Source organism: Streptomyces sp. NBC_00158, assembly GCF_045160885.1.
Classification (GTDB): Bacteria; Actinomycetota; Actinomycetes; order Streptomycetales; family Streptomycetaceae; genus Streptomyces.
This window is the reverse complement of the sequence record NZ_CP108161.1, coordinates 6,967,314-6,991,319: the sequence shown is the minus strand read 5'-3', so window position 1 is coordinate 6,991,319 and position 24,006 is coordinate 6,967,314. Positions and strand designations below refer to the sequence as shown.

Here is a 24,006-nt window from a genome sequence, read left to right as displayed (position 1 = left end):
GCGGGCCCCCCGGCACGACACGCCGCCGGGGGGCTCGTAGCGTCGTCAGCACCCGGCAGGACCGGGTCAGGGGGGTCTCCCTACGAGAGGCCGTACCGATGGGAAGCGACGACTCCATAGCCGGTCTGCTCCGGATCCACCGGGGCAGCGCCGAGCCCGAGGAACTGGCCGCGATCACCGTGGTGGTCGCCTGTCTCGCGGGCCGGGCCGCGCAGGCCCCGGCCCGGCCGGGCCGGGGCGCGCACCACCGCCCGCCCCCGCGGCCCGCGGGCCACGGCTGCTGGGCGGGGTGCTGGGCCTGCCGCTGAACGGCCCCGTCCTCAGGAGCGGCGCAGCAGCCGCGTCATGGCGTCCGCGAGCGCCCCGCGCGGGTCGTCGGCCGGGCCCTCGGAGCGCCAGGCGACGAACCCGTCGGGGCGTACGAGGACGGCGCCGTCGGCGGGCAGTTCGTGGAGCTGCGCCCAGTGCGGCGCGCCCTCCGGCTGGGCCAGGTCCGCGTCCGGAGCGGAGCCGACGGTGTAGGCGTCCAGGTGTGCGCCGAGTTCCCGCGCGACCTGCCGGGCGGCTTCCTGCCAGGGCGTGCCCGCGCTGCTGAGCAGCACGAACGAGGTCTCGTACAGGTCCAGCGACGAGATCCGCCGCCCGCCCTGGGTGAGCCACATGTGCGGGGCCCTGGTGCCGACGTCGCCCTTGAGGCGCATCTCCTCCGGGATGACCGGCCGCGCGGGGTCGCCGCCGAGGACGGCGCCCTGCGGGTAGCAGTAGCCCATGGCCGTGGTCAGGACCCCGCTGCCGGGGCCGCCGCCCATGGTGGGCGGGGGCACGTACCCCGGGTGGCTGTGCTCGGCGGAGCGGGCGGAGGCGCGCTCGCTGGTGGCGCGGGCCACGGGGAGGCGTTCCTCCTCGTAGCTGTCGAGCAGGCGGGGGCCGGCGGAGCCGTTCAGCACGGCCGCGATCTTCCAGGCGAGGTTGTGGGCGTCCTGGATGCCGGTGTTGGAGCCGAAGGCCCCGGTCGGGCACATCTCGTGGGCGGCGTCGCCGACCACGAAGACCCGGCCGACGGAGTACTGCTCGGCGACCCGTTCGGCGGCGTGCCAGGGGGCCTTGCCGCCGATCTCCACGTCCAGGTCGGGCAGGCCGATGGCCTCGCGGATCTGCGTGACGCAGCGCTCCTCGGTGAAGTCCTCCAGCGTCTCGCCCGTCTCCGGGTGCCAGGGGGCGTGGAAGACCCACTGGGTCTCGTTGTCGACGGGCAGCAGTGCCCCGTCGGCGCCCGGCCGCATCAGGTAGCAGACGATGAAGCGCAGGTCGCCGAGGGCCTCGGCGAGGTGCTCCGACCGGAAGACGATGCTCACGTTGTGGAAGAGCTCGCCGTTGCCCGTCTGGCGGATGCCGAGCGCCTCCCGGACGGGGCTGCGCGGGCCGTCGGCGGCGATCAGGAAGTCGGCTCGGACGGTGATGTGCTCGCCGGTCTCCCGGTCCTTGACCAGGGCGGTCACTCCCGTGGCGTCCTGGTCGAAGTTCATCAGCTCGGTGGCGAAGCGCACGTCGGCGCCCTGGGCGCGGCTGTGCGCGGCCAGGACCGGCTCGATGTTGTTCTGGCTGCACAGGCACCAGCCGGTGGGGCTGAAGCGGGCCAGCGCACCGGACGGGTCGACGGCCTTGATGAGCCACTTGTGCTCGCCGCCGACGAGGGCCTGCGTCTGCAGGATGCCCTGGTTGGCCTCCAGCGCGGAGGCCTCCTCTCGGATGGCGGGTTCGACCCCCGCCGTCCGGAACAGTTCCATCGTCCGGGCGTTGATGCCCCGTCCGCGCGGGTGGACGGAGGTCCCGGCGTGCTTCTCGACCAGCATGTGCCTGATGCCGTGGCGGCTCAGGAACAGCGAGGTGGAGAGGCCTACGAGGGAACCGCCCACGACGAGGACCGGTACGCGGACATCGGCATGCTCTTCCATCGGCTGCGGACTCCTGTTTCGTGAGGGGGGCAGTGGACGCCTTATGCCCCCGATCAGGGTTCTTGCCCTGGCGAGTCGCGTCTTGTCACCCGCTTGATCCGGAGATGTCGCGATCCGTACCCGCGCGGATGACGATGAGCGACAGCGGCGGACCCACTTGGGCCACACCGTCCGCCGTTCCCCACCGCGCAGGCCCGCGGGGCCCGCCGGGCCCGCGACACCGGCGGTCGCCGCCGACGGGCACCGGACCGCCCGCGCGCCGGTCCCGGGCCCCCACGAAGGAGTGAGCAGATGACAACCACCCTGTCCGAACGGGTGTCTCAGTCCGCGTTCGACGGCTCCATGCTGCGGGTCGTCCTGCTGATGGACCTCCACGAGGGTGCCCAGCAGCGGTTCTTCGACGCCTACGAGCAGCTGCGCCACGACATCGCGTCGGTGCCGGGACACCTCGGCGACCAGCTCTGCCAGTCCTTCGTGAACCCCTCCCAGTGGCTGATCACCAGCGAGTGGGAGAGCGCCCCGCAGTACCTCGCCTGGGTGAACAGCGAGGAGCACGTGGCCCAGGTGAAGCCGCTGGGTGCCTGCGCCCGCTCGATGCGGCCGCTGACCTTCACCGTCCTGCGGGAGACCGGCAAGCGGTACGAGGCTCCGGAGCGGGCGTCGGGCCGGCTCCAGGGCGCGCCCCGGCTGGGCGAGGGCGTGGTGCGCCACGCGCTGACCTTCACGGTGAAGCCGGGCAGCGAGGGGAAGGTCGCCGAGATCCTCTCCTCGTACTCCTCGCCCGCCGCGCGGGTCGACGACCACACCCGGCTCCTGCGCACCTCGCTGTTCATGCACGGCAACCGGGTCGTGCGCGCGGTGGAGGTGCAGGGCGACCTGACGGCGGCTCTGCGGCACGTGTCGGAGCAGCCCGAGGTGCGGGCCGTCGAGCACGCCATCAACCCGTACCTGGAGCAGGACCGGGACCTGTCCGACCCGGAGTCGGCGCGGATGTTCTTCATGCGCGCGGGCCTGCCGGCCGTCCACCACGTGGCGGCGCACGGACCGCGGCCCGACGAGGTGACGCGGCACGCGCTGTTCTACCCGGCGAAGCCGGGCTGCGGACCGCTCGTCGCCCGCTTCCTGGCCCGCCAGGACGAGACCGCCGCGAAGGTCCCCACCTCCCCGGTGGTGAGCAGCAGCATCTTCCAGCGCGACGACGTGGTGGTGCGCCTCCTCGACGTGCGGGGCCCGGCCGACGGCCGCTTCGCGGCGGGCTTCGGCATCGAGGGTCCCCGCAAGGCGGCGGTGCTGGACCGTCTGCTGGCCGGGGCGCCCCGCACCGGGCACGCCTCCGCCCCCCACCCCATGGACCTGATCACCGACCGCCGGGCTCCGGTGGAGTCCTGATCCGGACGGGCCGCCCGGGCCCCGCCCGGACCGGTCCCCGCACCACCCCCGTCACCACCCGGCAGCCCACGCGCACGCCAAGGCTCCGATCCGCCAGGAGGAAGTCAGCATGACCAGACATCAGCCGCGCATCGTCGACCTCAGCGAAACCCAGCCCAACCGCAGGCGCGGAGGGGACCTGCGCGCCGTGCTCACCCCGACCTCGGTGGGCTCGACCAGCGGCTTCATGGGTCTGGCGGTGATGGCCCCCGGCGAGTCGATCGCCGAGCACTACCATCCGTACTCCGAGGAGTTCGTGTACGTGGTCGCCGGGTCGCTGGAGGTGGACCTCGACGGCGAGACCCACCCGCTGCGCGTCGACCAGGGGCTGCTGGTCCCGCTGAACGTGCGGCACCGGTTCCGCAACGTCGGCGGGACCGAGGCCCGGATGGTGTTCCACCTCGGCCCCCTCGCCCCGGATCCGAAGCTCGGGCACGTGGACACCGAGGAGGCGCCGAACCCGGACGCCACCGCCTGGGCGGAGCGTCCGCCGGAGCGCTCCGGGGTGGTCTCGTGACGCGCCGGCGGGTGGCCGTGACCGGGGTGGGCGTGGTCGCCCCGGGCGGCATCGGCACCGCCGCGTTCTGGGACCTGCTGTCCAACGGGCGTACGGCGACCCGTGGCATCACGCTCTTCGACCCGGCCGGGTTCCGCTCCCGGATAGCCGCCGAGGTCGACTTCGACCCCGGTGAGCACGACTTCACCGAGGACGAGGCGGCCCGGGCCGACCGCTACATCCAGTTCGCCCTGGTCGCCGCCCGCGAGGCGGTGGCCGACTCCGGGCTGGAGCTCGACGGCGAGGGCGCCTGGCGCACGGGCGTCTCCCTCGGCACCGCGGTCGGCGGTACCACCCGGCTGGAGCACGACTACGTCGCGGTCAGCCAGCGGGGCGCGTGGTGGGACGTGGACCACCGCCTCTCCTCCCCCTTCCTGCACCGCGCGTTCACCCCGGCCACCCTGGCCTCGGCGGTGGCGGAGCAGACCGGGGCGCGCGGCCCCGTGCAGACGGTCTCCACCGGCTGCACGTCCGGGCTCGACGCCGTCGGGTACGCCGTGCACTCCATCCAGGAGGGCCGGATGGACGTGTGCTTCGCCGGCGCGTCGGACTCCCCCGTCTCCCCCATCACCGTGGCCTGCTTCGACGCGATCAAGGCGACCTCGGCGAACAACGAGGACCCGGCGCACGCCTCCCGCCCCTTCGACGCCGACCGGGACGGGTTCGTCCTCGGCGAGGGCGGCGCGGTGCTGGTCCTGGAGGAGCTGGAGCACGCCCGGGCCCGCGGGGCGCGGATCTACTGCGAGATCGGCGGCTACGCCACCTTCGGCAACGCGCACCACATGACCGGGCTGACCACCGAGGGCCTGGAGATGGCCCGTGCGATATCCACCGCCCTGGCGCAGGCCAGGATCGACGCGCGGGACGTCGACTACGTCAACGCCCACGGGTCCGGCACCAAGCAGAACGACCGCCACGAGACGGCGGCGGTCAAGCGGGTGCTCGGCGACCACGCCTACAAGACGCCGATGACCTCCATCAAGTCCATGGTGGGGCACTCGCTCGGCGCCATCGGGGCGATCGAACTCGCGGCCTGCGTCCTGGCCATGAAGCACCACGTGGTGCCGCCGACCGCGAACTACGAGACCCCCGACCCCGAATGCGACCTGGACTACGTGCCGCGCACCGCCCGCAGCCACACCCTGCGCAGCGTGCTGTCCGTCGGCAGTGGCTTCGGCGGCTTCCAGTCGGCCGTGGTCATGACCCAGCCCAAGGAGGTACGCACGTGAACAGACCTACCGCCGGCGCGCCGGTGGCCGTCACGGGCATCGGGGTCGTCGCGCCCAACGGGATCGGCGCCGCCGCGTTCTGGAAGGCGACGCAGGCGGGCGAGAGCGTCCTGGACCGGGTGACCCGGCAGGGGTGCGAGCACCTTCCGGTGCGCGTCGCCGGCGAGGTGCGGGGCTTCGAGCCCGGGGAGCTGGTCGAGGACCGGTTCCTCGTGCAGACCGACCGGTTCAGCCACTACGCGCTGGCGGCGGCGGACCTGGCGCTGGAGCACGCCCGGCTGGGCCGGGCGGACTACGAGGACGATCCGTACGCGGTGGGCGTCGTCACGGCGGCCGGTTCGGGCGGCGGCGAGTTCGGCCAGCGCGAGCTCCAGCGGCTGTGGGGGCAGGGCCCCCGCTACGTCGGCCCGTACCAGTCGATCGCCTGGTTCTACGCGGCCAGCACCGGCCAGGTCTCCATCCGGCGCGGGTTCAAGGGCCCCTGCGGGGTGGTGGCGAGCGACGAGGCGGGCGGGCTGGACGCCTTCGCGCACGCCGCCCGCGGGATCCGCCAGGGCAGCCGGGCGATGCTGGTCGGCGCCACGGAGGCGCCGCTCGCCCCGTACTCGGTGGTGTGCCAGCTCGGGTACGAGGGGCTCAGCACCGCCGAGGACCCGGAGCGCGCCTACCGGCCGTTCACCGCGAAGGCCTGCGGGTTCGTCCCGGCGGAGGGCGGCGCCATGTTCACCGTCGAGGACACCGCGGCGGCCGAGCGGCGGGGGGCGCCGGTGCGGGCCCTGCTGGCGGGGCACGCGGCGACCTTCACCGGGCCGGGCCGGCCGGAGGAGTCGGGCGAGGGCCTGGCCCACGCGATCCGCGGCGCGCTGCGGGAGGCGGGGCTGGCTCCCGAGGAGGTGGACGTGGTCTTCGCCGACGCCCTGGGTACGCCCGAGGCGGACGCGGCGGAGGCGAGGGCGATCCGGGAGGCGCTCGGCGCGCACGGCGCGAAGGTGCCGGTGACGGCTCCCAAGACCGGTACCGGGCGGGCGTACTGCGCGGCCGGCACCCTCGACGCGGCCGCCGCCGTGATGGCTCTGGAGCACGGCGTCGTCCCTCCCACCCCGAACGTCTTCGACGTCTGCCACGACCTGGACGTGGTCACCGGCAGCGCCCGCGTCGCCCCCCTGCGGACCGCGCTCGTACTGAGCCGGGGCCGGATGGGTTCGAACGCGGCCCTCGTCCTCCGCAAGGGGCCCGGATCCACGGCGCAGTGACCGGTACCCCCGTTCGTCAGGGCCGGGCGCGGCCAAGGGCCCGGCCCCCGGAAGCAGGAAAGAGAGAAGGCACCATGTCCGACCGACTGACCCTGGAAGAGCTGGCGACCCTCATGAAGACCGCCGGCATCACCGTCGACCCCACGGAACTGGCGAGCCGCCCGGACTCCCGGTTCGACGACTACGGCCTGGACTCGCTGGGCCTGCTCGGCATCGTCGGTGAGCTGGAGAACCGGCGGGGCCGCGCGCTGCCCACGGACGCGGACCGCTGCAAGAGCCCGCGCGAGTTCCTCGACCTCGTCAACAACAGCCTGATGACCGGAGCCTGAGATGCCTGGACACACCGACAACGAGATCGTCGTCAAAGCGCCCGTGGACGTCGTGTGGGACGTGACGAACGACCTGCCCAACTGGCCGAAGCTGTTCAGCGAGTACGCCTCGATCGAGATCCTGGAGAAGGCGGGGAACACCACCCGGTTCCGGCTGGCCATGCACCCGGACGAGAACGGCGTGGTGTGGAGCTGGGTATCGGAGCGGACGGTGGACCGCGCGGGCCTGACGGTGAAGGCCCGCCGCGTGGAGACCGGCCCGTTCGCGCACATGGACATCCACTGGGAGTACGGCGAGGTGCCGGGCGGGACCCGGATGCGGTGGGTCCAGGACTTCGCGATGAAGCCGGAGGCGCCCATCGACGACGCGGGGATGACCGACCGGATCAACCTCAACTCCCGGATCCAGATGGAACTCATCCGGGACAAGATCGAGGGCCGGGGCGGCCGCAAGGCCCCGGCCGGCCGCCGCTGAGGGCTGCTGCCGCCCCGTCCGCTCCCCGTCCCGTCCGCCCCCCCACCCGAAAGGCACACCTCCCGATGCACCAAGCCCTCATCGTGGCCCGTATGGCGCCCGGTTCGGCGCCCGACATCGCCGGCCTGTTCGCCGCCTCGGACGCGGGTGAGCTGCCCCACCTGGTGGGGGTCAGCCGCCGCAGTCTCTTCCAGTTCGGGGACGTGTACATGCACCTGATCGAGGCGGACCGGGACCCGGGTCCGGCCATCGCGCAGGTGGTCCGGCACCCGGAGTTCGTCGATCTGAGCGAGCGGCTCTCGGCCTTCGTCAGCCCCCACGACCCTCAGACGTGGCGGAGCCCGAAGGACGCGATGGCCCAGCGGTTCTACGTCTGGGAGCGGGACTCCGCCCGGTAGTCCGTAGGGGTGCCCAAGCCTGCGCCGCACCTTCCGGGCGGCCTGGGCACCCGCGGCCGCACTCGCCGGCCGCGTCCGCTTCACGGCTCGTGACGGGGGGAATTCGGCAGGTAGTTTTTGAATGAATACCTGACTGAATTCCCGTCAACAAGGTTCCGCCTAATATCTCGATTTGATAACGAGATCCCGGAAAAGGCCTGGACCTTTGATCCGCAACGCGCGTAACTCGCTTGTTTTATAAGCGAGTTGACAGTTCATCAAATCAGGCAACAAGGTAACGGATAGGTTTCTCGAACCGCTCTCCCGTTTGTCCGAATTCTCCGAGCTGCTCATCTGGCAAGCTGCGGCGCACCCACTCTCCTGACTCGGACTTGAGGTGCGCATGACAGCACGATCCACCGGCCGGCGCCGCAAGCCCGGCCACCGGCGCAAACCCCGGAAGCTGATACTCCTCACCGCCGCCATGGCATCGGCGGCGGTGCTCGCGGGAGGCCTCGCCTACTCCCGCATAGGCGGCGACGCCGAGGCGAGCACGACCGCACTGGCCGAGGCACCCGCCGCGGCCGCCGAACCGGCCGCCGCACCGGCCCGGGACGCGGAACCGGCCCCCCTCGCCAAGGCGCCCGCGAACGAGGGCGCGCGCGGCATGGTCTACGACGGGCTGGAGACGGCCCCGAAGGGCGACCGCTGCGTCGGCGTCTACCGCACGAAGGCGGGCCTGTGCACGCACGGGCCCGACGCTCCCCCCGGGGGCGTGGACATCAAGAAGGACGTCGAGCCCGTCGTCCGCACCAAGGCCCCCGCGGCCGACCCCGCCTCCCCGGCCAGCGCCGACCCGGCCGCCGGCGAGGGCGGCGGGCGTCCTCAGGACGCGCCCGCCGCCGACGCCCGCACCGCCGCGAGCGCCAAGGCCCCCGCCCCGCCGGCCTCGCCCGCCTCGGGCAGCCAGGCGGTCGCCGCCGGGCCCGCCGGACAGACCGTCCAGTGCGACGGCGACGGCAGCACCGGCAACCGCGTCCAGGTCGTCTACGTGCACGGCCCCGGCCGCGACCGGTACGCCGAGTACGTGGCCTCGTTCCGCAAGTGGGCGGCCGACGCCGACCTCATCTACGCGGCGAGCGCCAAGGAGACCGGCGGCGTCCGGCACATCCGCTACGTGACCGCCGCCGACTGCACGCCCTCGGTGCTCAACATCGAGCTCCCCGACTCCGCGCTCTCCGAGTTCAGCGCCACCAACAACGCGCTGGCCGGCAAGGGCCTGGACCGTCGCGACCGCAAGTACATGATCTTCGCGGACACCCAGGTGTACTGCGGCATCGGCACCTTCAACGGCGACGAGCGGCCCGGCCAGAACAACCTGAGCAACTTCGGCCCCTCCTACGGGCGCACCGACTCGGGCTGCTGGGGCGGACACACCGCCGCGCACGAACTCGGCCACAACCTGGGCGCGGTCAACAACAGCGCGCCCAACACCAGCCGGGGCGCGCACTGCACGGACGAGTGGGACGTGATGTGCTACTCGGACACCCCGTACTACCCGCAGATGCGCAACGTCTGCACCAACAAGGCGTCCGAGAACATCCTGGACTGCAACCACGACGACTACTTCCACACCAGCCCGAAGGCCGGCAGCTACCTGGCCACGCACTGGAACATCGCGGACAACCAGTTCCTGATGAAGAACGCGGGCGGTGGCGGCACCAACCCGGACCCGGGCCCGAACCCGTCGCCGACCGCCAAGCCCAGCCCGACCCCCACCAAGAAGCCCTCGGGCGCACCGGCGGTGACGGCGGGCCAGATCCAGTCCGACTCGGTGGTGCTGAGCTGGCCCAAGACCGAGGGCGCCGCCTGGTACCAGGTGCTGCTCAACGACAAGCACCTGACCTGGGTCCAGTCCACCTCCCTGCGGGTCTACAACCTCAAGCCCGGCACCGCCTACACGGCCGCCGTGTCGGTCCGCGACGGCTCCGGCCGTGACAGCGGCCCCGGCAAGGCCGCCTCGTTCCGCACGACCGACACGGGCGGCGGCGCCACCACCCCGGGCACCCGCTACGTGCTCGGCAACGGCAGCAGCGGCATGGCCGCCGAGCTGTGGGGCGGGCGCACCGCCGACGGCACCGTGCTCGTCGCGAACCGCAGCAACGGCTACGCGCAGCAGCAGTGGTACTTCGACGACGCGGGCAACGGGACGGTGCGGATCAAGTCCGCGGCCTCCGGCAAGTGCCTCCAGCCCGGCGGCGCGGCCGCCGCGGGCATGTGGGTGGCGCAGCAGCCCTGCGGGAACTCCGCGGCCCAGCAGTGGCGGGTGACCTCCCGCGACGGCGCGGTGACCATCACCGACCCGAGCGGCGGCTTCGCCCTGACGGTCAGCAACCGGCCCTACTACGGGACCTGGCTGCTCGACCTCCAGCGCGCGGACGGCCGTCCGGCGCAGGTCTGGACGGCCCGCAAGGCCGGCTGACCCAGCCCCTCGAACCGGCGGGCGGCCGTACTCCCCTACGGCCGCCCGCCCCTCGTACTCCCCTCCCGCTTCCCCTCCCGCTTCCCCTCCCGCACTTCCCCTCACCTGGAGCACCGTGCCGATGCGCCGACCCCTCCCGAACCTCCCCGCCCTGGCCCTCGCCGCACTCACCCTCCCCCTGCTGTGCCTCGTCCTGGCCATGGGCTCCGCGGGTCCCGCCCACGCCCACGGCGACACCCTGAAGGTGGTCGTCACCGGTCAGCGGGACGGCCGGGTCACCGCCGACGTCACCTGGGAGAACGACGGTGACGCCGTCGAGGAGGCCGTGGCCGCGACCGTGAACGCCGTCAGCGCCGACGGCAGCCGTACCGAGGGTCCGTGGCGGCTGGTGCGCGACGCCGGCCGGGCCGCGGGGTGGGTCACGGCCGAGGCGCTGCCGCCCGGCACGTGGAAGGTGACCGTCGACGCGGGCTTCCCCTCGCTCGGGCACGCGCAACAGGACGTCGCCGTACCGGCGGTCGACCCGGCGCCGTCCGCCCCCTCGACCCCGACCGCTCCCGCACCCGCCTCGCCCGCACCCGCCGCCCCGAACACCCCCGGCTCCCCTGCCGCCCCCACCTCCCCGGCACCCGCGCCGTCCGGCGGTTCGGGCGGGGCGGGCGGCTGGTGGACCACGGCCGGGGTGGCCGGGATCGCGCTGGCCGGCGCGGCCGCCGGGATCTTCCTGCGCCGCTCCCGCCGCTGACGGAGTGTCGCCCGCCCGGCCCGGCGGCGGGCGAGCATGGTGGTCCCCGGAACGGCTCGACGGCGCACACGACGAGAGAGACGGCTGGGGACTGCACATGAAGGCCACGGAGGTACTGGCGGACGGCTTCGGACGCGTCCGGGAGGTGGTGCACGAGGCGGTCGAGGGGCTCACGGCCGAGCAGTTGAACGCCCGGCTCGACCCGGACGCGAACCCGATCGGCTGGCTGGTCTGGCACCTGACCCGGGTGCAGGACGACCACGTGGCCGAGGTCGCGGGGCTGGAGCAGGTCTGGCGGTCGGGCGGCTGGGCCGACCGCTTCGCCCTGCCCCTGCCCGTCGACGGCATCGGCTACGGGCACACCGCCGCCGAGGTCGGCGAGGTCCGCGTCGACTCCCCCGAACTGCTGCTGGGCTACTACGACGCGGTGCACGAGCAGAGCCTGCGCTTCCTGCGGGGCCTGGCCGCCACCGACCTCGAACGGATCGTCGACGAGCGCTGGGACCCGCCGGTCAGCCTGGGCGTCCGCCTGGTCAGCGTCCTGACGGACGACCTCCAGCACGCGGGCCAGGCCGCCTACGTCCGGGGGCTGCTGGAGCGCCGCTGAGTCAGGGACCGTCCGGGCGGTATGACGCGGTGGCGTGGCCCGCCTCGACGGCGATGTCCAGGGCGCGGGCGGACGTGGGGTCGTTCAGGGCGCCGTCCGCCTCGCAGCGCCCCAGGCCCGCCCGGCAGTCGACGCGGTAGCGGGTGTCCGGGGGCAGGACGAGTTCCAGGCGGCCGGCGCCGGCGCGGGCGGTGACCCGCTCCGGCGGTGCCGCGAAGCGGGCGTCCGCCCGGCCGGCTCCCGCACGGATGTCGGCCTGCGGGACGGTGAGGCCGGTGGCCCGCAGGGTGCCGTCGCCGACCCGCGCCCGCAGGGGTCCCCGCAGGTCGGCCAGGTCCAGGTGGCCGACGCCCGTCTCGGCGTCGACCGCCCCGGCCAGGCCGCTGACGCTGATCCGGCCCGACCCGCCGGTGACCTTCAGCGGGACCCCGGCGGGCACGGTCACCGCGAGCCGTACGGAGCAGCCGGGTCCGGCGGTGACGGTGAAGGAGCCGCCCGGGCAGTGCGGGGTGAGCCTGAGGGTGTCGCCGAGCCAGCTCTCCTCGACCTCCGGCTCCCTGAACGACCAGGTGAGGTCGGCCCGGTAGCCGACCTGCGCGTCCCCGCGCGGGGTGACGGACACGTCGGAGGAGCCCGCCACCACCTCCACCGCGGTCACCGCCCGCCCGCCGCTGCCCCCGGTGGCCGTGCCCCTGCGCACTCCCGCGCCGGTCCCCGCCTGCCAGGCGGCCGCCGTCACCACCAGGGCGGCGCTGAGCGCGGCGGCGGTGTACCAGGCGAGGCGCGGCCCGCGCCCCCCGGTGGCGGAACCGGTCACGGAGTGCCGTCCAGGAAGCGCAGTACGGCGAGGACCCGGCGGTGGGCCTCGGCGGCCGGGGGCAGGTCGAGCTTGGCGAAGATGTTGTTGATGTGCTTGGCGACCGCGCTCTCGCTCACGACGAGTCCGGCCGCGATGGCCGCGTTGGAGCGGCCCTCGGCCATCAGGGCCAGGACGTCGCGTTCGCGCGGGGTGAGCCGCTCCAGCGGGTCGGGGCCGCCGCGGCGCAGCAGGAGCTGGGCGACGACCTGGGGGTCGAGGGCGGTGCCGCCGGCCGCGACGCGGCGCAGGGCGTCGATGAACTCCTCGACGTCGGCGACGCGTTGCTTGAGCAGGTAGCCGATGCCCGCGCCGCTCTGGGAGGCCAGCAGGTCGGCGGCGTAGCGCTCCTCCACGTACTGGGAGAGCAGCAGCACGGCGGTGCCCGGGTGCTGGCTGCGGATCATGAGGGCGGCCCGGACGCCCTCGTCGGTGAATCCGGGCGGCATCCGGACGTCCACGAGCGCGAGGTCGGGGCGGTGTTCCTCGACGGCGGCCAGCAGACCCTCGGCGTCGCCGGTCTCGGCGGCCACCTCGAATCCGGCCATTTCCAGGACTTTGACAAGACCTATGCGCAGCAGGACGGAGTCCTCCGCGATCACAGCCCGCACGGCAGCTCCACAGTGACGGTGGTCGGGCCCCCGAGGGGGCTGTTGATCAGAATCGTTCCGTCGACCGACCCTACGCGCTTGCGCAGGCCGGTCAGTCCGGTGCCGCCCGCCGGGTCGGCGCCGCCGACGCCGTCGTCGGTGACGACGACGCGCAGCAGGTCGCCGCGGCGGCCGGCGACGCGGCCGACGTGGACCGAACAGCGTTTCGCGCGGGCGTGCTTGGCCACGTTGGCGAGGGCTTCGGAGACGACGAAGTAGGCGACGGCCTCGACGGTGGGGCCGGGCCGTTCGGCCAGGTCCACGGCGAGTTCGACGGGGAGCGGGGCGCGGGCGGCGATCCCGGAGAGGGCGGCGTCCAGGCCTCGGTCCTCCAGTACGGCCGGGTGCAGGCCCCGTACCAGGTTGCCGAGTTCCTCGATGGCCTCCTTCGCCTCGCGGTGGGCCTCGTCGATGACGGCCTTCGCCTCGGGCGGCAGGTCGGTGAGGGTGGCGCGGGCGATGCCGAGGTTCATGGCGAGGGAGACCAGGCGCTGCTGGGCGCCGTCGTGCAGGTCGCGTTCGATGCGGCGGCGTTCGAGGTCGGCTGCGTCGAGCACGCCGGCCCGGCTCTCGGCGAGGTCGTCGACGCGGCGCTGGAGTTCGCGGGCCCGGTTGGGGCCGAGGAGGGCGGCCGCGGCGGTGGCGTCGAGCCGGGTGAGGGCCGAGGCCAGCCAGGGGGCGGCGAGGAGGGCGAGTACGCCGAGGGCGGTGATGGCGTCGTACTGGGCCGTCCAGCCCGGGGAGGGGAGTTCGCCGTCGGTGGGGAGCACCCAGTACCAGGCGTAGACGGAGGCGGCGGCGGCGCCGCCGGCCCAGGTGAGGACGAGTGCGGCCGCGCCGGCGGCGGCGAGCGGGCTGACGAGGAGGTGGTAGCCGTACTGGCGCCAGGTCGACTCGGAGCGCAGCCGCTCGGCGAGTCCGCGTACGGTCGTCCAGCGGTGGTCGTGGACGACGGGCGGCACGTCCAGGCCGAGCAGCGTCCGGAAGCGGCTGCGCTGGAGGAGCGTCAGCAGCGGGCGGAGCGCGAGGACGAGGAGCAGCGGGAGGGCGCTGTGGCCGGGGAGGGCGAAGAGGGCGGCGGCGCCGAGCAGCAGGGGGAGGGCGGGCGGGATGGCGGCCGTGGCGAAGGCCGTGTTGCGCCAGGCCCACGCCGACCAGGGGGTGTGCGACGCGATCCAGGTGTACGTACGCCTCAGCGCGCCGCGAGTTGCCATGTCCACAACGGTAATCGGATGGATCACGGGGTCACCACCACCCTGGCGTCCGGACCGGGGTGTAGCTGGCACCACCCCCGCTTGGGACGGTGGGGCTACTGATCTTCTGCTTGCGGGCCAGCAGGGTTGTGGTGTGCCCGGCGGACGGACCGCCGGACCGGAGGGAGACCCGCAGCCATGGCCGTCATCGCCCCGCAGTTCCAGGCCCGCCCCCGCTCCGGGGGAGTGCGCGGACGCGCCCCGCGGCTGGCGACGGTGCTGACCGGGGCCGGGCTGGCGATGCTGCCGTGGATGGTGGTGCTGGCGCGGACGCTGCCGCAGACTGCGGAGGTGTCCAACTGGTCCACCGCCTGGGTGGGCTTCGACGCGCTGCTGGCCGCCGGTCTGACCGGGACGGGGGTGCTGCTGCGCAAGGGCGACCCGCGGGTCCCGGCGGTGGCGGGGGCGACGGCCGCGCTGCTGGTGGCGGACGCCTGGCTCGACGTCACCACCTCGGCCGGTACGGCAGGGCAGGGCGCGGCGGTGCTGATGGCGCTCGCGGCGGAGCTGCCGCTGGCGGTGGCCTGCGCGGTGGTGGCCGCGCGGCGCACCGCCTGACCGGCGGCCGGGGTGGCGTGCCCGACTACTCGATGACGAGCTCGACGGGGATGTTGCCCCGGGTGGCCTTGGAGTAGGGGCAGACCTCGTGGGCCTGCTTGACCAGCAGGGTGCCGGTCTCGCCCTCCAGGTGGGCCGGGAGCTCGACGCGCAGGGTGACGGCGAGGCCGAAGCCGCCGGAGTCCTGGCCGATGGAGGCCTCCGCGGTGACGGACACGTCACCGGTGTCGACCTTCGCCTGCCGGCCGACCAGGCCGAGGGCGCTGGCGAAGCAGGCGGCGTAGCCGGCGGCGAAGAGCTGCTCGGGGTTGGTGCCCTGGCCGTTGCCGCCGAGCGCCGGGGGCATGGCGAGGGGCAGGTCGATCTGGCCGTCGGAGCTGACGGCGCGGCCCTCGCGGCCGTTGGCGGTGGCGACGGCGGTGTACAGCGCGTCCATCGGGAGGTCCTTTCGCAGGGGCGGGGCGGCCGGTGGCCGACCCTCGACCACAAATAGAGCACACAATTCAGTTGTGCACAACTCAATGGCTCACAAGGAGGCTCCGGTACACTGGGACGCATGACCGAGCAGCCCGCCGACATCCTGCGCGAACCCCTTCGCGACGAGGACTTCCTCCGCCTGGACGGACAGATCTGCTTCGCGCTGGGCGCCGCGAACCGCGCCTTCGGGGGGCTCTACCGGGTCGTCCTGAAGGACCTGGGGCTGACCTACCCCCAGTACCTGGTGATGCTGGTGCTCTGGGAGCACGGCACGATGCCGGTCAAGCAGCTCGGACAGCACCTGCGGCTCGACTCGGGCACGCTCTCGCCGCTGCTCAAGCGACTGGAGGCGGCCGGCCTGATCCGGCGCGAGCGCAGCGCCGAGGACGAGCGGTCGGTGCACGCGGTGCTCACCGAGGAGGGCTCGGCCCTGCGCGGGCGGGCCGTGGAGGTGCCGCGCCGGATCGCCCGGGCGACCGGGTTCGAGCTGGGCGAGATCCGCGAGCTCCAGCAGCGCCTGGGCCGCCTCACGGCCGCCCTGGACGCCGCCGTCGAATCGGCCGACGCCGCTCCCCGGGACTGAAGCCGGGCGCGGGGCCGACAGGTCGGCAGCCGCGCCGGCCGGACCGGCGGCCGGGATCAGGAGGCGGGGTCGCGCTCCATGACGGGGCGCAGCCGCCCCAGCAGCGCGTAGAGGGTGGCGCCCTCCGCCTCGTCCAGCGCGTCCAGCGCCCCGTGGGTGGCCTGCATCTCCTCGCGCACCCGGCGCATCACGTCGCGCCCCTCGTCGGTCGCCACGACGTTCTTGACCCGACGGTCGCGCGGCTCGGGCTCGCGCCGCACCAGCCCGCGCACCTGGAGCCGGTCCACGATCCCCGTGACGTTCGAGGCGTCGCAGGCCAACAGGGCGGCGAGGCCGCGCATCGGCACGGGTCCGTCGAGCTGGGCGAGGACCTTGGCCTGCGTGGAGGTGAGCCCGTGACGGGCGGCCGCGGCGGCGAAGTCGCGCCACTGGGCGGTACCGATGGCCGCGAGGAGTTCCAGCAGTTCCAGCTTGGTGGGGCGGTGCGGTGCGGTGGTGCTCATGGGCCGCGAGCCTAGCCGAGGATCGTTGACATTATCAACCTTTTACTTGACCACCTTAACTATCTCTGGCTACCTTCACCGAAGTACTTGATGACATAAAACATCTGCGTTCTGAAGCATTGAGAAGGTCCACCGCCATGAGCTCCGCCGCATCCGCCCCCGCCGAAGCGAGGAAGGGCAACGAGACGGTCATCGTCTTCGCCCTGAGCCTCGCCGCCATGGTCGTGTCGATGATGCAGACCCTGCCCGTACCGATCCTGGGCCTGATCCGCAACGACCTCGGCACCTCCACCGCCAACGTGAGCTGGGTGACCACCGCCACCCTGCTCTCCGCCGCCGTCTTCACCCCGCTGCTCGGCCGCTTCGGCGACCAGCACGGCAAGAAGCCCACCCTGGTGGCCGTCCTCGGCGTGATGGTGGCGGGCTCCGTGGTGGCCGCGCTGGCGACCTCCCTGCCCCTGCTGATCCTGGGCCGGGTGCTCCAGGGCGCCGCGACCGCGATCTTCCCGCTCGCGCTGTCCGTGCTCCGCGAGGAGGTCCGGCCGCAGAAGCTGCCGGGTGCCATGGCGCTGGTCAGCGGCACGCTCGCGTTCGGCAGCGGCCTGGCGCTCGTCGCCACCGGCCTGCTGACCTCCGGCGAGGGCGCCGACTACCGCAACGCCTTCTGGATGGCGACCGGCTTCGCCGTCGTGGCCCTGCTGGCCGTCCTCTTCCTGGTCCCCGCCACCCGGCACAAGACCGGCGGACGCACCGACTTCCTCGGCGCGCTGACCCTCGGCATCGCCCTGCTGCTGCTCCTGCTGCCCATCTCCCAGGGCCACGAGTGGGGCTGGTCCTCCGCCCGCACCCTGGGCAGCTTCGCCGGCGCCGCCGTGATGACGGCCGTCTGGGTCCTGGTCGAGCGCAAGGTCGCCGAGCCGCTCGTCGACATGAAGATGTTCGTCCACCGCCCGGTGCTGATGGCCAACCTGGCCGGCATCCTCGTCGGCTTCGGCATGTTCGCGAACTTCCTGGGCGTCTCCTACCTCGTCCAGATGCCCGAGAAGCTCACCGGCTACGGCTTCGACGCCTCCATCCTGCGCGCCTCCGTCCAGTTCCTGCTGCCCGGCGCGATCGTCTCGCTGCTCGCCTCCCCCGTCGGCGGCCAGCTGGTGCGCCACCGCGGACCCCGCCTCGCCCTCGCCGTGGCCGCCGCGCTCGGCGCCGTCGGCTTCGGCTGGCTGGCGCTCGACCACGGCCACACCTTCTCGGTGATCGGCGCGGGCCTCGTAGTCGGCGCGGCCGTCAGCTTCGGCTACGCCGCCATGCCCGCGGTCATCATGTCGAGCGTCCCGCACCACCAGAGCGGCATCGCCAACGGCATCAACTCCATCTCCCGCTCCACGGGCAGCGCGATCGGCAGCGCCATCGTCACCACGATCCTCGCGTCGAAGACCGTCGAGCACCTGCCCGAGGGCGTCCCGCCGCTGCCCGCCGAGTCCGGGTTCACCCTCACCTTCTGGATCGGCGCCGCCGCCTTCGCCCTGGTCGCGCTGATCAGCTGGCTGGGACTGCGTTCCGGCCACGGCCCGCGCGTGGTCCGGTCCGCCGCCGCGGCCCCCGCGCCGTCGAAGGCCGCGGAGCCCGCCGAAGCCGTCTGACCTCCCGTCAAGCCCCTCCCCCGCCGCCCCCGGTCCCCTCGGACCGGGGGCGGTGGCGTATCCCGGAGGCCCTGCCCGGAGCCCTCCCGCCCGCGTTGTCAGTGGGGCTCGCTAGTCTCCCCGCATACCGCAGCCCGACAGGCGTCCGCGCCTTGTTCCGGGCTGCACAAGACCATTTTCGGACAGGCGGAGGGGCGCGCGCTGATGGGCTGGCTGGCGTTGGACGAGGGGTACGAGATCTCCCTCGTGGAGGGGAAGGTCGCGGTACGGCGGCCCGGGGGACGGCAGTTGAAGGCGCTGCCGAAGGCACTGCGCGACCACCCCGAGGTGGACCGGCTGCGCCGGCTCGCCGAGTGGCTGGAGCGGCACCAGGCGGCCTGCGTGGCCCAGGTGGACACCTGGATGGTGTCCTCGCTGCCGGTCCCGACCGAACTGCTCGCCCGGGTCTGGCCCGACGGGGCCTGGCAGGCCGCGCTGCGCGACCTCGCGGTGGTCCCCGACAGCGACCCCGACGAGGTGGGCTTCCTGCGCGACGCCACCGCCGGCGGCGAGCTGAAGGTGGTCAACCTCGACGGCGAGACCGTACGCCTCTCCCCGCGCACGGTGACCCTGCCGCACCCCGTGCTGCTGCCCGACCTGGACGACGTACGGGAGTTCGCGGCCGAGCTGGACATCACCCAGCGGGTCGAGCAGATCCACCGGCCCACCTGGGCGAAGCCCGCGGACCTGGAACCGGCCGCGACCGAGGTGCGCGACTACGCGGGCGGGGTGTACCCCACCCGGTTCGGCCTCGCCGCCCGCGCCACGAACCTCGGCTACCGCGTCTCCGGCGGCTACGCCACCTGCAAGGTGCGGGACTCGGGCCGGGCCGTGGAGGCCGCCGTGTGGATCGGCGAGCCCTACTGGGACGACGAGACCGCCACCGGGGCGCTGAACTGGCACGACGAGGACGGCCGGGCGGTACGCCTCGGCGAGGTCGGACCGGTGGCCTGGTCCGAGGGCATGCGGATGGCCGCGGCGCTGTACGCCGGGCGCAGGATCGAAGAGGGCGGGGACCAGGCGTGAGCACCACCGACACCACCGACACCACGGGCACGGCCGGGCGCGCCCCGGCCGGAGCCGCCGAACTGCTGGCGGCGGGCGCCGTCCTGCCCGCCGGCACCGCCGGGGCGGGCGCCTCGGCCGTCCCCCTCACCGCGCGGGCCTACCGCCACCCGGCCCTCGGGGACGGGCGCGTCGTGGTCCGCCTCGCCGCGGCCGAGCTCGGTGCCGCCGAGGACCTGGCCGCCGGCTTCCTGGGCCTCGTACCGGACGGCGAGCCGCAGGTCGTCGGCCTCGGCCGGCGCCAGGCGCTCGGCTTCCCGGAGTGGGTGCTGGTGCACCACCCCGAGGACGGTCACCACGCGCTGGCCGTGGTCCCCGAACTGGACCGGCTGGCCCGCCAGGCCAAGACCAAGCCCAAGGCCGCCCTCGACGCCTGCACCGAGCTGGCCGACCGGCTCGCCGCGTCCGTCCCGCACTTCCTGCCCGTCTTCTACGAGCAGGCCGCGCGCGTCTTCCTCGCCGTCGAGAACACCACGTACGCGGCCCAGCTGTTCGGCCGGGCCCGCACCAGCGAGGCCCGCTACGGGCTGGCCGTCGACGAGGACCGGCTCGACGCCGTCTTCCTGGAGTTCGCCCTGGCCGGCGCCCTGCCGGTGAAGGTGCTCACCGGCTACGGCAAGGAGCTGGCCCAGCGGGTCTCCCCCACCGAGGCCTTCGAGCGCTTCCGGCGCCTGTGCGTACGCCGCACCGCGGGCGGGCTCGCGCCCTCCGCGCAGGCCGCCGCCGAGCTGCGCCGACTGGCTCGCGCCGCCGGGCTGACCGGCAGCGTGCCCGAGCAGGAGTACCTCGCCGAACTGCTGCCGCTGCCCGCCACCCTGCGCGCCGCGGCCGGCTGGTGGAAGGCCCACCGCACGGCGCTCGTCGCCCTGGCCAAGCGCGTGCCCGCCGTACGCGGGACCCTGCTCGGCATCACCCCCTCCGGCGGCGGAAACGCCGGGGAACTGGCCGGCCTGTGGCTGGAGGTGCTGGAGGAGTCCGGCGCCACCGCCGGGCTGGCGGACCCCGGCCGGCCGGCCGAGGAGCGCCCGGCCGACGGCACCGCGGGCTGGCTGGAGCGCTTCCACACCGCCCGGCACACCGGCTGGGGCACCCCGCCGCCGCTGCCCGGGCTGCTCCCGCTGATCGACCGCTGCGCCGGCGTGCTACGGGCCGAACTCGCCCTGCCGGGGCGGGAGGAGGGCCTGCGCCTGGGCCTCCAGGACGTGGACCTGCTCGACCTGCTGCTCTCGTACGGCCTGACCGTCGCCGCCCCCGGGTCGAACGAGGTGCTGGGCCTGGACGGCTGGGCCCGCTCCGCCGAACGGCGCGACCTGCGGGCGCTGTGCGCGGACGAGCGGATGCGTCCGGCCTTCTTCCGCACCCTGGACCGCTTCAACACCCACATGTCGGGCGACCGGGGGACCGTGCGGCTCCTCGCCGGGACCCCCGGCAGCGCCCCGCTGGTGGCCGAGTGGGTCCGCCGGGTGGCCGGCGAGTCCACGGCCGCGGCGCTGCCGGAGCTGCCGGAGGCACTGCGCCGGCTCACCTGGCTGCCGTCCGAGGCCCTGGCCCTCGCCCCCGAGGAGGTGTCCCGGGCCGCCTCCGCCGACCTCGGCGAGGTCCTGGCCCGCACCCTGCGGGGCGGCCTGTTCGAGGAACTGGTCTGGCCGGCCTGGGAGGCCGCCGTCACCGAGCTGTCCCCCGGCCGCGGCCGCACCCGGCTGACCGTGATGGACGCCTGGCCGTACGTCATCGTCGCCAACTCCACGCAGGTCCGCGTGATCGACGCCGACTCCACGGTGCTCAGCCACGACCTGCGGGTCCCGCCGGGCGACCGCCACAACCACGGCTTCCACTACACCGACGGCGACCTGCTCGTCTTCTGGGCCTCCTACGACGGCCCGGTCCAGGGCTACTGGCTGAGCGCCCCCGACGACGTCCTCACCCTGGACTCCGCCGCCAACTGCTGGTCGGTGCGGTCCGAACACGTCACCCTGGCACTGCCCGGCGGGGGCCGCACCACCGGCGGCTCCGCCCCGCTGCACAAGGGCGACAGCAGACTGCCCGCCGAGCAGGCGGTCATCACCGACGGGACCTCGTACTGGGTGTGGGACCAGGGCGGACGCCCGGGCGACTGGGGCTGGGCCGAGTACGACCCGGCCACGGGCGCGGTCGGGCGGCGCTCCCTGCCGCGCTTCCTCGCCGATGCCCTGGACGGCCACCCGGCCGGCAGCGTGCTGAACGACCACGTCGGCCAGAACTGGCTGCGGCCCACCCCCGCCGTCGAGGGCTCCGTGCTGGGCGCGCCCGTGGACGGACTGCTCGGCTGGCGGGTCGTGTACCGGCGCGGTGAGGGCTGGCACGGCTCCGACAACACCGGACGCGCCGTCACCGTGCGCGAGGGCGGCCCCCTGCCGCGCGCGGCCGTCGCCTTCCCCGGCGACGACCGGCCGCGCGCCGTCTCCCAGGACTGGCGGACCCTGGCCCTCACCGACCCCGAGGGCGCCGTCACCTGCCGGGTCACCTCCGACCACAACGGCGGCCTCTACTGGACCGGCCACACCGAACTCCCCAAGCTCGCCTACTGGTACTGCCTGCGGCCCCGCGACCCCGAGGGCTCGGCCGTGCTGCGCGCCATGGACGGGCGGGCCGCCGGGGCCCTGCTGGCCGCCGCCGCACAGGCGGAGAAGCGCACGGACCTCCCGGCGCTGGTCGCCGCGGCCCTGCCCGCCGTCACCGCGCCCGCGCTGATCGGCGGAGTGGTCGACACCCTCCGCTCCGCACTGACCCAGCGCAAGGCCCTGGAGAAGGTGGCGCAGGCGCTCAAGCCGGCCCCCGAGCGGCCGAAGGATCCGGTCCGGAAGGGCCCGGCCGACCAGCTCCTCGACCGCGCGCTGCACGGGCTGACCGGCACCCCGTACCACCGCCACTTCGGCGGGGACTCCGACGGGACGTACCGCCTCCTGCGCTCCCTGGCGGCGGGCGTCGCCTTCACCGCGGCCGAGGCGGTGCCGGGCCTGCTGCACGTGGATACCCCGAAGATCGCCCACTCCTCCTTCCCCTGGGCCGGACTGTTCCTGGACGCCCCCGCCGCGGTCGCCTACCGCGCGGTCGTCACCGGGGAGACCACCGAGGAGGAGCGGGCGGCACTGCTGCGGCTGCTCGCCGAGGTGGACGCCCTGGGCCTGGCCTCGGCCGCCGCGTCGGCCGAGCGGTGGCGGCGCGTCCGGGTGCGGATCGACACCGCCCACCTGCTGGGGGCCGACGGCCGCGAGCGCGGCCGGGGCGGCCGCCACCGCGCCGTGCTCCCGCTCGGCGGCGGCGCCCTGCTCGCCCTCAACGAGCAGACCAGGGACTTTCCGAAGGCCCGTGAGTTCGACGCGCTGCTGCACGACCCGGCGGGCGCCTTCGCCGTGCCCGCCCCCTACACCCTGTCCGGAACGGCCGAAACCGCCGGCGACCGCGGACGCGGCGCGGACTGGGCCGCCGCCTTCCTGAAGGAGGCGGCCGAGCGCGGCCCGGCGCCCTGGTTCCCGGAGGCCGCCGAGGAGTTCGCGCGGCTCACCGGGGTCTCGTCCGCCGTGGCCCGGATGGTCCTCGCGGGACTGCCGTACCTGGACACGTACGAGCGCTCCTTCCTGCCCGCCGGGCTGCGCGACACGCTCCGGCTGAAGGCCGGCGACGCCGTCAACGCCCGCGACGACCTCAAGGAGCTCGCCGTGGAGGTCCGGCGCGCCCTGGTCGCGGCCCTGCTGCCCGCCGACCCGGCGCGGCTGTGGACGGACGGCCCGGACGCGGCCGCCGCCGCAGGGGTGTGGAACGAGCGCGTGGGCCGCCGTACGCCCGTGCCCGAGTGGCTGCTCGCCGAGGCCGTCAAGGAGGTGCGCGGCGGCTGGGCCCCGCACCGGGCGCTGCCCGCGCTGCTCGACACGGCGGCGTCCGAGGTGCTGTCCTCGGACGTCGCGTGGACGGTCAAGGGCGACCACGTGGAGCCCGCCGAACCGGTGGCCCAGCCCTTCGACGCGGGAGTGCTGACCGGCGCCGCCGCCCTGACGGCCTGGCTCGCGCACCGGCTGCCCGCCGGACACCCGGTACGGGCCTGCCTGCCGCCCGCGCTCACCGCGCTGCGCCAGCGCCTGGCCTCGCCCGAACTGCTGCTGACCGTCGGGCACTACGTCCGGCTGCCCGACTTCCGCAAGGCGGCCGGCACCCCCACCGAGAGCGGCGAGGGCTACGAGCGGTACGGCGCGGTGGTGCTGGCCACGCACGACTCGCAGCCCCGTCCCGCGGTGCGCCCCGCGCTGCTGGACTCGACCGGCTCCGACCCGTACCTGCCGCTGCTGCGCGGCACCGAACAGCAGCCGTCCGGGGCCGAGACGGCGCTGCGCCTGGTCCAGGACCCGGCGTTCGCCGCGCTGCTCGCCGACCCGGGGGAGCCCGTCGCGGGCGGCCCCGACAAGGAGGGGGCCTGGTGGCCCCAGGACCCGTCGCGCAGCGTGCCGGAGCTGGTGGCGGAGGTCTCCGGGGCGTACGGGCTGGGCGCCGACGCGGCCGCGCTGTACCTGGCGCTGCTGGCGATGCCCGACCCCACCGACCGCAACACGGCCCGCTGGACGGGCTGGAAGCCGGCCCGGCTGAAGGCCGCCCGCGCCGAACTGGCCGCCACCGACCTGGTGGTGGAGGCCAGCCGCTCCCGGGCCGGGCGCTCCCTGTTCCTGCCCGGCGGCTGGTCCGAGCCCGGTGCGCCGTTGCTGCCCGTCGAGACGTGGAAGCTGCCCATGTACGCCCTGGCGGCGGGCGGCCACCCGGCGCTGGGCGTGCTGGTGCCCGCCGAGCCGGCCGCGGAGCTGTACGGCCGGGCCTGGGCGCGGGTCCGCGGCGGCGACGTACCGCGCTTCGAGGAGCTGAAGGTGAAGCGCGCCGGCGCCCGCCGGCGCTGAGCCGCCCGGTGGGGGGCGCGGCGGTGC

General features: G+C 74.5%; 22 protein-coding genes. 16 read left to right on the top strand and 6 right to left on the bottom strand.

Features of this window, described 5'->3' with window-relative positions; translation table 11 throughout:
• Window positions 1-98: 98 nt before the first annotated feature.
• Window positions 99-308 (top strand): acyl-CoA carboxylase subunit epsilon, encoded by a 210-nt coding sequence (locus OG553_RS32005; protein ID WP_405982329.1) that lies wholly within the window; start codon window positions 99-101, stop codon window positions 306-308.
• A 12-nt stretch (window positions 309-320) separates the two neighbouring features.
• Here the strand turns inward: OG553_RS32005 and OG553_RS32000 are convergent, their stop codons facing one another.
• Window positions 321-1,955, bottom strand: a complete 1,635-nt coding sequence (locus OG553_RS32000) for an FAD-dependent oxidoreductase (protein ID WP_405982328.1) — start codon at window positions 1,953-1,955, stop codon at window positions 321-323.
• 291 nt (window positions 1,956-2,246) lie between these two features.
• Between OG553_RS32000 and OG553_RS31995 the strand changes: the two genes are divergently transcribed.
• The 10 genes from OG553_RS31995 (at window position 2,247) to OG553_RS31950 (ending at window position 11,436) form a co-directional block, all read left to right on the top strand.
• Window positions 2,247-3,344, top strand: a complete 1,098-nt coding sequence (locus OG553_RS31995; RefSeq protein WP_405982327.1) for a SchA/CurD-like domain-containing protein — start codon at window positions 2,247-2,249, stop codon at window positions 3,342-3,344.
• A 109-nt stretch (window positions 3,345-3,453) separates the two neighbouring features.
• Entirely contained in the window at window positions 3,454-3,900 is a 447-nt protein-coding gene (locus tag OG553_RS31990) for a cupin domain-containing protein (protein ID WP_007262350.1), read from the top strand.
• Window positions 3,897-5,168: a beta-ketoacyl-[acyl-carrier-protein] synthase family protein gene (locus OG553_RS31985; RefSeq protein ID WP_405982326.1), complete on the top strand. Its 1,272-nt coding sequence runs from the start codon at window positions 3,897-3,899 to the stop codon at window positions 5,166-5,168. Before OG553_RS31990 ends, OG553_RS31985 begins: the two co-directional genes overlap by 4 nt.
• Entirely contained in the window at window positions 5,165-6,421 is a 1,257-nt protein-coding gene (locus tag OG553_RS31980) for a beta-ketoacyl synthase N-terminal-like domain-containing protein (RefSeq protein ID WP_405982325.1), read from the top strand. Before OG553_RS31985 ends, OG553_RS31980 begins: the two co-directional genes overlap by 4 nt.
• 74 nt (window positions 6,422-6,495) lie before the next feature.
• Window positions 6,496-6,750, top strand: coding sequence for an acyl carrier protein (locus OG553_RS31975; RefSeq protein WP_405982324.1), 255 nt, complete (start codon window positions 6,496-6,498; stop codon window positions 6,748-6,750).
• 1 nt (window position 6,751) lies between these two features.
• The gene (locus OG553_RS31970; protein ID WP_405982323.1) at window positions 6,752-7,225 is read left to right on the top strand and encodes an SRPBCC family protein; all 474 of its coding nucleotides are present in this window, start codon (window positions 6,752-6,754) and stop codon (window positions 7,223-7,225) included.
• A 65-nt stretch (window positions 7,226-7,290) separates the two neighbouring features.
• A complete protein-coding gene (locus OG553_RS31965; RefSeq protein WP_405982322.1) occupies window positions 7,291-7,623 on the top strand; it encodes a TcmI family type II polyketide cyclase in 333 nt (110 codons plus the stop codon).
• A gap of 382 nt (window positions 7,624-8,005) precedes the next feature.
• Window positions 8,006-10,084 carry an RICIN domain-containing protein gene (locus tag OG553_RS31960; RefSeq protein WP_405982321.1) on the top strand — a complete coding sequence of 693 codons (2,079 nt, stop codon included), beginning with the start codon at window positions 8,006-8,008 and terminating at the stop codon, window positions 10,082-10,084.
• Window positions 10,085-10,205: 121 nt separating this feature from the next.
• Window positions 10,206-10,829: a hypothetical protein gene (locus tag OG553_RS31955; protein WP_405982320.1), complete on the top strand. Its 624-nt coding sequence runs from the start codon at window positions 10,206-10,208 to the stop codon at window positions 10,827-10,829.
• A 97-nt stretch (window positions 10,830-10,926) separates the two neighbouring features.
• Complete coding sequence (locus tag OG553_RS31950; protein ID WP_405982319.1) at window positions 10,927-11,436, top strand: DUF664 domain-containing protein; 510 nt, start codon at window positions 10,927-10,929, stop codon at window positions 11,434-11,436.
• Between the two features lies 1 nt (window position 11,437).
• On the opposite strand, the gene OG553_RS31945 is transcribed toward OG553_RS31950, so the two are convergent.
• Genes OG553_RS31945 through OG553_RS31935 form a run of 3 tightly spaced genes read right to left on the bottom strand, consistent with a single transcriptional unit; the run spans window position 11,438 to window position 14,156 of the window.
• Window positions 11,438-12,253 carry a hypothetical protein gene (locus OG553_RS31945; RefSeq protein ID WP_405982318.1) on the bottom strand — a complete coding sequence of 272 codons (816 nt, stop codon included), beginning with the start codon at window positions 12,251-12,253 and terminating at the stop codon, window positions 11,438-11,440.
• Window positions 12,250-12,903: a response regulator gene (locus OG553_RS31940; RefSeq protein WP_405982317.1), complete on the bottom strand. Its 654-nt coding sequence runs from the start codon at window positions 12,901-12,903 to the stop codon at window positions 12,250-12,252. The genes OG553_RS31945 and OG553_RS31940 overlap by 4 nt, the downstream gene beginning before the upstream one ends.
• Complete coding sequence (locus tag OG553_RS31935; RefSeq protein ID WP_405982316.1) at window positions 12,891-14,156, bottom strand: histidine kinase; 1,266 nt, start codon at window positions 14,154-14,156, stop codon at window positions 12,891-12,893. The genes OG553_RS31940 and OG553_RS31935 overlap by 13 nt, the downstream gene beginning before the upstream one ends.
• A 177-nt stretch (window positions 14,157-14,333) precedes the next feature.
• Here OG553_RS31935 and OG553_RS31930 point away from each other — a divergent pair, with 177 nt between their 5' ends.
• Window positions 14,334-14,753 carry an LPXTG cell wall anchor domain-containing protein gene (locus tag OG553_RS31930; protein ID WP_405982315.1) on the top strand — a complete coding sequence of 140 codons (420 nt, stop codon included), beginning with the start codon at window positions 14,334-14,336 and terminating at the stop codon, window positions 14,751-14,753.
• Window positions 14,754-14,778: 25 nt separating this feature from the next.
• Here the strand turns inward: OG553_RS31930 and OG553_RS31925 are convergent, their stop codons facing one another.
• The gene (locus OG553_RS31925; RefSeq protein ID WP_405982314.1) at window positions 14,779-15,189 is read right to left on the bottom strand and encodes an organic hydroperoxide resistance protein; all 411 of its coding nucleotides are present in this window, start codon (window positions 15,187-15,189) and stop codon (window positions 14,779-14,781) included.
• Between the two features lie 120 nt (window positions 15,190-15,309).
• On the opposite strand from OG553_RS31925, the gene OG553_RS31920 reads away from it, so the two are divergent.
• Window positions 15,310-15,813, top strand: coding sequence for a MarR family winged helix-turn-helix transcriptional regulator (locus OG553_RS31920; protein WP_405982313.1), 504 nt, complete (start codon window positions 15,310-15,312; stop codon window positions 15,811-15,813).
• Window positions 15,814-15,869: 56 nt separating this feature from the next.
• Here OG553_RS31920 and OG553_RS31915 read toward each other — a convergent pair whose 3' ends face one another.
• Window positions 15,870-16,316, bottom strand: coding sequence for a MarR family winged helix-turn-helix transcriptional regulator (locus OG553_RS31915; protein ID WP_405982312.1), 447 nt, complete (start codon window positions 16,314-16,316; stop codon window positions 15,870-15,872).
• A 137-nt stretch (window positions 16,317-16,453) separates the two neighbouring features.
• Between OG553_RS31915 and OG553_RS31910 the strand changes: the two genes are divergently transcribed.
• The 3 genes from OG553_RS31910 (at window position 16,454) to OG553_RS31900 (ending at window position 23,979) form a co-directional block, all read left to right on the top strand.
• Window positions 16,454-17,956 (top strand): MFS transporter, encoded by a 1,503-nt coding sequence (locus OG553_RS31910; protein WP_405982311.1) that lies wholly within the window; start codon window positions 16,454-16,456, stop codon window positions 17,954-17,956.
• Window positions 17,957-18,160: 204 nt separating this feature from the next.
• Entirely contained in the window at window positions 18,161-19,021 is an 861-nt protein-coding gene (locus OG553_RS31905; protein WP_405982310.1) for a DUF4132 domain-containing protein, read from the top strand.
• Entirely contained in the window at window positions 19,018-23,979 is a 4,962-nt protein-coding gene (locus tag OG553_RS31900) for a DNA-binding protein (RefSeq protein WP_405982309.1), read from the top strand. Before OG553_RS31905 ends, OG553_RS31900 begins: the two co-directional genes overlap by 4 nt.
• Window positions 23,980-24,006: the final 27 nt, after the last annotated feature.